The 6511-nt window shown below is 72.0% G+C and carries 5 protein-coding genes; 3 read left to right on the forward strand and 2 right to left on the reverse strand.

The genetic code is table 11. The features are described from left to right. Positions 1-460: 460 nt before the first annotated feature. Positions 461-1204: a DUF4232 domain-containing protein gene (locus ACFWEP_RS29635; RefSeq protein WP_387374599.1), complete on the forward strand. Its 744-nt coding sequence runs from the start codon at positions 461-463 to the stop codon at positions 1202-1204. 49 nt (positions 1205-1253) lie between these two features. Here ACFWEP_RS29635 and ACFWEP_RS29640 read toward each other — a convergent pair whose 3' ends face one another. Together ACFWEP_RS29640 and ACFWEP_RS29645 are read right to left on the reverse strand one after the other, a co-directional pair. Next, the gene (locus tag ACFWEP_RS29640) at positions 1254-2714 is read right to left on the reverse strand and encodes a hypothetical protein (protein ID WP_387374601.1); all 1461 of its coding nucleotides are present in this window, start codon (positions 2712-2714) and stop codon (positions 1254-1256) included. A 100-nt stretch (positions 2715-2814) separates the two neighbouring features. Then, positions 2815-3705: a LysR family transcriptional regulator gene (locus ACFWEP_RS29645; protein WP_387374602.1), complete on the reverse strand. Its 891-nt coding sequence runs from the start codon at positions 3703-3705 to the stop codon at positions 2815-2817. A 131-nt stretch (positions 3706-3836) separates the two neighbouring features. Here ACFWEP_RS29645 and ACFWEP_RS29650 point away from each other — a divergent pair, with 131 nt between their 5' ends. Both ACFWEP_RS29650 and ACFWEP_RS29655 read left to right on the forward strand, forming a co-directional pair. Then, positions 3837-5021, forward strand: a complete 1185-nt coding sequence (locus tag ACFWEP_RS29650) for a CaiB/BaiF CoA transferase family protein (protein WP_387374604.1) — start codon at positions 3837-3839, stop codon at positions 5019-5021. A 17-nt stretch (positions 5022-5038) separates the two neighbouring features. Next, positions 5039-6367 (forward strand): SLC13 family permease, encoded by a 1329-nt coding sequence (locus tag ACFWEP_RS29655; protein ID WP_387374606.1) that lies wholly within the window; start codon positions 5039-5041, stop codon positions 6365-6367. The last annotated feature ends 144 nt before the right edge of the window (positions 6368-6511 follow it).

Below are 6511 nucleotides of genomic sequence, written 5' to 3' on the forward strand. Positions count from 1 at the left end.
CCGCAGGTGTGCGGCGGGCCGAACCCGGGTCGTGGCAGGCCAGGCAGGGCCAGGCACGTCAGAAGCCGTCCCGTCCCGCTGTCCGTGGTGCGCCCCGCACGAGCATCGTGGAGTGCGGGAGACGCGAAAGGGGTGAAGGGGCGCGGGACGGGTCGTCAGGTCTGGGGCTTCTTGCCGTGGTTCGCGGGATGCCTGCGACGGGCCTTCTTCTTACGCCGACGCTTCGATGACATGGCCACCTCCAGCTGGATCGGGACCGTCGGGAAGCTGCTGTTCCGACCGCTCCATGGTCCCAGGACCGGGCGCGCGGCGCGATTCGTGCGTTCCGGCGCGCGCCTCGGAGCCGTACAAGCCCCGGTTCGTACGTTTGCGTGCGAGGTACTTCCCGTTCCGGTACCGATTCCGGTCCTGTTCCACGTCGGGGAGGTTCACACGGCGCGGGACCGAGCAGGCGGGAGACATGGACTCTTCCCCGCGCACCACCACACCGTCCGCCGGCCGCTCCCCCGGGCCCGGGCCCCGCACGCGTACGCCTCGTTCCGGTGGGTGCCGCCGCTTCGGCGTCGTCCCGGTCCTGGCCGCCTCGATCGCGCTCGCGGCGGCCGGTTGCAGCGGCAGCGACTCGACCGAACCGGCCGGTGCGAGCAGCTCCGTCGCCGGCGGGGCCACACCCGAAGCGCCCATCGCGTCAGGCGAACCGACCGCGGGCAGCCCTTCGGCATCGGAGACCGCCCCGGCGCCCTCCGGACCGTCCGACCCCACCGCGCCCTCCGCGACTTCCGGAGCCGGTGGCGCGAGCGCCGCGCAGCGGTGCGCGGCCGAGACGCTGACCGTGAGCCTGTCTCCCGCCGACGCGGGTGCGGGGCAGGTCTACTACCGGCTCGTTTTCACCAACACGTCCAAGGAGACGTGCACGCTGACGGGTTACCCCGGAGTCTCGCTGATCCGGCGCGACGGCAGCGCGGTCGGCGTCCCGGCCACGCATGAGGGAACGGCCGGTACGCGTACGGCGATCGGCCCCGGCGCTACGGCCGAGGCCACGTTGCACACCACCAACGAGGGCGTCTCCGACTCCCCGTGCTGGAGTCGGCCCGACTACCTCAAGGTCTATCCGCCGGGCTCCACCCGGGCGCTCACCCTGCGGACCGCCGATCCCCGCGTCTGCGGCGACCGCTTCACGACGACGGCGGTGTCGGGCGGTTGAAAGACGCCCCGTGAGGTGCCGTGACGGCATCGCTGCACGCCGGTTTCCTTCACAGTCCGGCGAGAGCGAGAAGCCGGTGCATCTCCGCGGGCGGCAGAACAGGGTTGGCGGCAGCCGCGGTCGCGACCTGTTCCGACGGATCGGCCAGCAGCCGTGTCAGTTCCCGGAGCGGAACCGAGGGATGGGCCGCGACAGTTCGGCGCACCCCCTGATCGGAATCCGCCGCCAGAACGCCAAGGAGTTCCGACGGCAGATCCGGGTCCCGGGTGGCCAGTTGCCTCATTCTCGGTTCGGGGTCGGTGGCCAGTCGGCGCAGAACGCCTGCGGGGAGGGGGAATGCGTCGGCCGGACGCCACCGCATTCTCTTGGCCGGTCGGTGGCCCCGGTCGATGCGTTCGGCGGTCGCGGGATCGATCCGGTCGCGGGCGTGCAGAGCCATCGTCGTACGGACGTCGCTCTCCTCGTCGTGGAGCAGCCGGGCCACGACCTGCTCGGGGAGGCGGTCGGACATGGCGGCCGACGCGCGGAAGCAGGCGTAGGGCGAGTCCACGTGCGGCAGGGGGTCGGCCGTCACCCACGGGAGCCGCAGTGAGCGGAGTTCCGCCCGCGCCAGGTGGTGCGTCGATTCCCGTTCCAGCGCGTCGTCGTCCAGGTCGCCGGCGAGCCAGTCGGAGCCGCGGGTCACGATCCTCGCGTGGATCGCGGCACGGGTCGAGGGCGGGGTGTCCGGGCGGGCGAAGACACGGAGCCCGACGAGCGCGCTGGGGTCCTCGGCCAGTACGTCGCGCACCGACGACGGGAGTCGGGGGTGCGCCGCGAGTTCCCCGCGCACGTCCTCGTCCGGGTCGTCGGCCAGTCGGGAAGCGGTTTCGGCGTCCAGCGTGGTGTGGCGTACCGCTCCGGCGCGCGTGACCGGGTCGGCCAGCAGGGCAGGGACCAGATCGGCGGGCGGAACGGGATGCGGACGCCGCCGGTAGTAGGTCGAGCAGGCTCCCGCGCGTACCGAGTCGTCGGGATCGGTCAGCAGGACGCGGCGTACCGCTTCGGGAGCCCCGGGCCACCACTGGGCGAGCGTGGCCCGGACTCCGGGGTCCGGGTCGGCCGCCGAGCGGGCGCGCAGATCCTCCGGAGCATGGTCGTTCTCCACCGTCTGTCCGCGCACCCGCGGATCCGGGTCGGCGAGCAGTCGCTCGAACAGTTCTCGCGGTGCGTCGGCCGCTGCGACCGCGACGGCCACACGGATTCCCGGGTCCGGATGCCCGGCGAGCGTCATCCGGTAGGCGTGCGGGAGGGCCCTGTTGAGGGCGAGCGAGTAGGTGAGCCAGTGGTCGCCGTCGGCGATGATCGCACCGATCATGTCGTCGGTCAGGTCAGGGCGCTTGGCGATCTCTCCGAATCCCCTGCGGTGGGCGAAGAGCCGGTGGACGCTTTCGGGCGGCAGCGCGGGGTTCGCCGCCAGACCGCCCACGACCGCGTCCAGGTGAACGGGGGCCACCGTCACGTCCGACATGCCGGGGGGCCTCCCGCTCCGCTGGGATGATCGCCGAGTTTCGCACACGGTCGCTCTCCGCGCGCTGCCCGGGGCCTCGGCCCGAGGCACCCCGGTGTGCTCAGGCCTGGCGTCCCGCCAGCTCGTCGGCGCGGGCGGTGATGAGCCGCCGTACGACGATGGCGGACCGGGACGGCTGGCTGTCGGCGCGCTGGACCAGGCTGACCTCGACCGGCTCCGTGTCCGCGAGCGGCAGCCAGGTCAGGTCGCCGGCCGGCTGCCGGGTGTCGAATCGGGCGAGGAGCCCGATCCCGGCACCTCGGGCGACCATGGTCTGCACGGTGCGCGCCGACATCGCCTCGACCATCACCTGTCCCTTGGGGAGGTGTTTGCGCAGCCGCTGGTGCAGGACGGTGCCGGGTCTCATGGTGACGATCGGAAGGTGTTCCAGGTCCTCCCATGTCACCTCGCCGCGCTGGGCGAGCGGATGGTCGGGCCGGGTGTGGACGCCGAGCGGTGCCGTCATCAGGCGCCTGCGGGCGAGACCGCTCGGGGCGGGTTCGTCGGGTGTGGTGACCACGCCGAGGTCGAGGTCGCCGCCCAGCACCGCGCTCTCGATGTCGCCCGAGGGTCCCTCGCGCACGGAGAAGCGCAAGCCCGGGTGGTCCGCGAGCAGCCGCCCGACGACCGGGGCGACGATCGTCTCCACGGTCACCGAGCCGCCGCCGATGGACACTCTGCCCTGGTAGGTCCCGTTGGAGGCCAGCGCCGCCTCGCGCACGGCGTCCTCGGCCGCCACGAGACGGGTGAACGGGCCGACCAGCGCCTCACCGGCCGGAGTCGCGCGCACGCCTCCCGGACTCCGGGTCAGCAGGACGACATCCAACTCCTCTTCCAGCACGGTGAGTTGCTGTCCAATGGTGGGCTGGCTGACACCGCAGGCCGCCGCCGCCGAGCGGAGGGACCCCGTGCGCAGCGCGGCGAGGAAGTACCGGGCGCGTTCGACTCGCATCGACCCAGGGTATTGCCATTGGCTATCACCGGATCCAGAGGGCGGCATCTTCCCGCAGCGGACGCACCACGACATCGTGACGCGGGTCACGCATCGCCGTGACGTGCTGATTGCTCGTGAAAGGATTTCCCGTGCCCGGACCTCTCAATGGCGTGCGTGTCCTGGACATCTCGACCGTCCTCGCCGGCCCCCTGGCCTCCTCCCTCCTCGCCGAGTTCGGCGCCGAGGTGATCAAGGTCGAACAGCCCGGTGCGGGTGACCCCGCGCGTGGCTACCCACCGCTCGACGACGACGGCGTCTCCGCCGGCTGGGCGGTCGTCGGCCGCAACAAGTCCAGCGTGACGATCGACCTGCACCACCCGGAGGCCGCCGGCCTCGTCGGCCGGCTCGCCGCCACTGCCGACGTGGTGGTCACCAACTTCCGGCCGGCGACCCTGCGCCGGTTCTCCATCGACTTCGAGGACCTTCTCGCCCACCGGCCCGACCTCGTCATGGTGCACGTGAGCGCCTTCGGGCGCACCGGCCCGTATGCGGAGCGCCCGGGCTTCGCCCGTGTCGCGGAGGCCTTCGCCGGGCTGACCCATCGCACGGGATTCCCCGACGGTCCGCCGGTGTTCGCGGGCTATCCGGTCGCCGACGGGGTCACCGGGATCTACGCGGCCTTCGCGGCGATGCTCGCACTGCGCCAGCGCGACCTGACGGGCGAACCCCAGCTGGCCGACATCGGTCTGTACGAGCCGCTGTTGCGGATGATGGAGGACTTCATCGTCGACTACGGCGAGACCGGCGAGGTCAGGGAACGCCAGGGCAACGAGAATCCGCACATCAGCCCCAACAACCTCTACCGCACCCGCGACGGACGCTGGATGGCCCTGCCCGCGTCGACGGAGCAGATGTGGCGCCGGTTGGTCGTCGCCATGGACGCCCCGGACCTCGCCGCGTACGACACCATGTCGGCCCGGATCGAGCACCGCGCGGAGATCGAGGGGCGGGTGGCCGCCTGGGTGGCCGACCACGATCTCGCACCCCTGACCGCGTTGCTGGACGAGGCGGGCGTAGCCTGCGGACCCGTGAACTCCGCCGCCGACATCTGCGCCGATCCCCATGTGCGGGAGCGTGGATCGGTGGTCGAGGTGACCGACGAGCACGACGGACGCACCCGCCTGGTGCAGGGCTCCGCCGGACGGTTCTCGGGATTCGGCCAGATCGTCGACCGCAGCGCGCCGCACCTGGGCGAGCACACCCGTTCCGTACTCGGCGAACTCGGCCTCGGACCCGCCGCCATCGACGACCTCGCCGTCCGCGGCGTCATCTGATCCGGGGAGACTCACCGATGTCCATGGCCGACGTCTCCATCGTCGTTCTCGTCGCCCTCTTCCTGGCGACGCTCGTCCCGAGGTTCAACATCGGGCTCGCGGCCCTGCCGGCCGCTTTCCTCGTAGGTCTCGCCGCCGATCGCACCGCGGACGAGGTGACGGCGTTCTTCCCGGGCGACTTCTTCGTCCTGCTGGTCGGGATCACGGCGTTGTTCGCCGTCGCCCAGATCAACGGCACGCTCGACTGGCTCCTCGACGGCGTGCTCCGCATGGTCGGCGGGCGTGCGCTGCTGGTCGCGCTCGTGCCGTTCCTGGTCGGTGCCGTGCTGACCGCGATCGGCACCCTCCCGGCCGCCGCCACCGCCATCGTCGCGCCCATCGCGCTGGGGCTCGCCGCCCGGTACGGGATACCCCCGTTCATCGCGGCCGTCCTCGGCATCACCGGAATCATCAGCGGTCTCCTCTCGCCCCTGGCCGTGTTCGGCACCAGCGCCAACAACCTGGGCGAGAAGATGGGGCTCGACCTGCCCGGTTCCGCCCCGGTCGCCTTCTTCCTCGGCGGGCTGCTGGCGGGCCTGGTCATCTGCTCCGGATGTCTCGTGTTCGGATACCGCACCGGAACCATGCCGCGCGGCCGTCTCACGCCGGTCGGCGAGCCGGACGCGAATCTCGACGCCTCACCCGACGGCGCCTCACCCGACGGCGCCTCGCGGGACGCCGAGAAGCCCGCCGGCGAGGAGGCCGGTGGTCGCGCGCCTTCGCCGGCCCGGGGCCGTTACCTGACCCTGGGATGCCTGCTCGCCGTGGTGGTGCTGTCGGTCGGCTTCGACATCAACATCGGCTACCTGGGGCTCACCGCCGCGGTCGTCCAGCAGCTCGCGCTCCGGCTGGATCCGAACGAGATCATCTCCCGTATCCCGTGGAACATCGTGCTGCTCATCGGCGGACTGCTCACCTACGTCGGGCTGATGCAGGACCTGGGTGCCTTCACCCGGATCAGCGATCTGCTGCGGGTGGACGGTTCTCCGATGCTGAGCCTGCTCGTCCTCTGCTACATCGCCGGTGTCACGTCCTTCGCCGCGAGCTCCATCGCGGTCTTCGCGACCACGATCCCGCTGGTTCCCGCCGTGGTCGCCGAGGGCGCCTCGCCGGTCGGTGCGGTGCTCGCGGTCGCGCTGGCCTCGATCCTGGTCGACATCAACCCGTTGGGCATCACGGGCGGGCTGATCCTCGGCGCCGCGAAGCCCGAGGACCGCACGCCGCTCTTCCGTCAACTCCTGCGGTGCGGGCTCGTGTCCGTGGTGGTCGGTCCCGCCCTGGCGTGCTTCGCCTTCGGGTGGTGGTGACGGGACCACGCTTCCGGCCGCGGCCACCGGACACGCTCCGCGTAGCGCCGCCGGGCGGTCGGCAGGGCACCGCGGGGTAGCACTGGGCGGTCGTCACGGCACCGCGGGCAGCCGCTGGGCCGGTACCGGATCTCTCCTGGTACC

Source organism: Streptomyces sp. NPDC060198 (assembly GCF_042728415.1).
Classification (GTDB): domain Bacteria; phylum Actinomycetota; class Actinomycetes; order Streptomycetales; family Streptomycetaceae; genus Streptomyces.

Bases quoted from the DNA above. Each gene is read 5' to 3' on its own strand.
- ACFWEP_RS29640 (WP_387374601.1), bottom strand. From the start codon at position 2,714: ATGTCGGACGTGACGGTGGCCCCCGTTCACCTGGACGCGGTCGTGGGC.
- ACFWEP_RS29635 (WP_387374599.1), top strand. From the start codon at position 461: ATGGACTCTTCCCCGCGCACCACCACACCGTCCGCCGGCCGCTCCCCC.
- ACFWEP_RS29645 (WP_387374602.1), bottom strand. From the start codon at position 3,705: ATGCGAGTCGAACGCGCCCGGTACTTCCTCGCCGCGCTGCGCACGGGG.
- ACFWEP_RS29655 (WP_387374606.1), top strand. From the start codon at position 5,039: ATGTCCATGGCCGACGTCTCCATCGTCGTTCTCGTCGCCCTCTTCCTG.